This window comes from Rhizobacter sp. P2_H2, assembly GCF_056403375.1.
The window spans coordinates 1-1,695 of sequence record NZ_JBFUFP010001127.1; the positions used below are offsets into that span (position 1 = coordinate 1).

A 1,695-nucleotide genomic window follows, 5' to 3' on the forward strand; every position below is an offset into this window, starting at 1 on the left:
GCACGAACTTGTCGCTGATCTCGGGCATCGCCTGCTGGAACTTCTTGAAGGCCGGGTTCTCGAGCGTCGCGACCAGCTGCTTCAGTTCGTCTTCGGTGAAGCGCTCGTCGAGCATGCCGGCGAGTGCCGTCTGGCTCAGCGCCAGCGCGCGGTCCTTGACCAGCGGCACCGCCTCGGCCAGGTACTTGCGCACGGCCGCCTGCACCTGCGTCCACATGGCTTCGCGCTTGTCGGCCGGCACGCGCTGCTGCAGGTACTGCTGCGCGGCGTTCGTGAGCTGCATCGCCGGGCGCTCGGCCACCTCGCGGGCGGTGTTCTCGAGCGCCGGCTGCTGCAGCGTCAGCACGCGCTGCACCAGGGCCTTCTTCGCAGGGCTGGACGGCGTGGCGGGGGCCGATGCGGTGGCCGGCGTGGCCGGAGTCGACTGGGCCCAGGCGCCCAGCGCCGTGCTGCCCAGCAGCGCGATCGTGATCAGGTGGCGGTTCATCAGGCTTCCCCTTCCGTCGGGGCGTCGCCCGTGCCATCGCCGGGGGCTTCCCCGGACTCGGTTCCGTCCGCATTGGCATCGTTCTCGACGATGCGCTGCAGGCCGCTCAGTTTCGACCCGCCGTCGAGCGCGATCAGCGTGACGCCCTGCGTTGCGCGGCCCAGCTCGCGGATCTCGGAGACCCGGGTGCGCACCAGCACGCCCTTGTCGGTGATCAGCATGATCTCGTCGTCCGGGCGCACCAGCGTCGCGGCGACGATCTTGCCGTTGCGCTCGGTCTGCTGGATCGCGATCATGCCCTTCGTGCCGCGCCCGTGGCGGGTGTACTCGACGATGCTCGTGCGCTTGCCGTAGCCGTTCTCGCTGGCGGTCAGCACGCTTTGCGTCTCGTCCTCGGCGACCAGCATCGCGATCACGCTCTGGCCGTCGTCGAGCATCATGCCGCGCACGCCGCGGGCGCCGCGGCCCATCGCGCGCACGTCGTCTTCATCGAAGCGCACCGCCTTGCCGCCGTCGCTGAACAGCATCACGTCGTGCTTGCCGTCGGTGAGCGCGGCGCCGATCAGGAAGTCGCCCTCGTCGAGGTCGACCGCGATGATGCCGGCCTTGCGCGGGTTGCTGAATTCGTCGAGCGCGGTCTTCTTGACCACGCCCTGCGCGGTCGACATGAACACGAAGTGGTCGGCCGGGAAGCTGCGGAAGCCGTCGGTCAGCGGCAGCACCACGTTGACCTTCTCGCCCTGCTGCAGCGGGAACATGTTGACGATCGGCTTGCCGCGCGAATTGCGCGAGCCCTGCGGCACCTCCCAGACCTTCAGCCAGTAGACGCGGCCGCGGTTGGTGAAGCACAGGATGTAGTCGTGCGTGTTCGCGATGAAGAGCTGGTCGATCCAGTCGTCTTCCTTGGTCTGCGTGGCCTGCTTGCCGCGGCCGCCGCGCTTCTGCGCGCGGTATTYGGACAGCGCCTGGCTCTTGATGTAGCCGGTGTGCGAGAGCGTCACGACCATGTCGGTCGGCGTGATCAGGTCTTCGGTGCCCAGATCCTGCGCGTTGTGCTCGATCTGGCTGCGGCGCGCGCCGAGCTTGGTCTGGCCGAACTCCAGCTTGATGGCGATCAGCTCCTCGGTGATGATCGTCGTCACGCGCGACGGCGTGGCGAGGATGTTCAGCAGGTCGGCGATCTGCGCCATCACTTCCTTGTACTCGCC

General features: G+C 68.2%; 2 protein-coding genes. Both read right to left on the minus strand.

What is annotated here, in order from left to right:
* Nucleotides 1-487 (minus strand): hypothetical protein (locus tag AC1D15_RS30785; protein ID WP_477829019.1); only part of this gene is annotated, 487 nt, incomplete at its 3' end.
* Nucleotides 487-1,695: DNA gyrase C-terminal beta-propeller domain-containing protein (locus tag AC1D15_RS30790; RefSeq protein WP_477829020.1), on the minus strand; the 1,209-nt coding region annotated here is incomplete at its 5' end. The genes AC1D15_RS30790 and AC1D15_RS30785, both read right to left, overlap by 1 nt.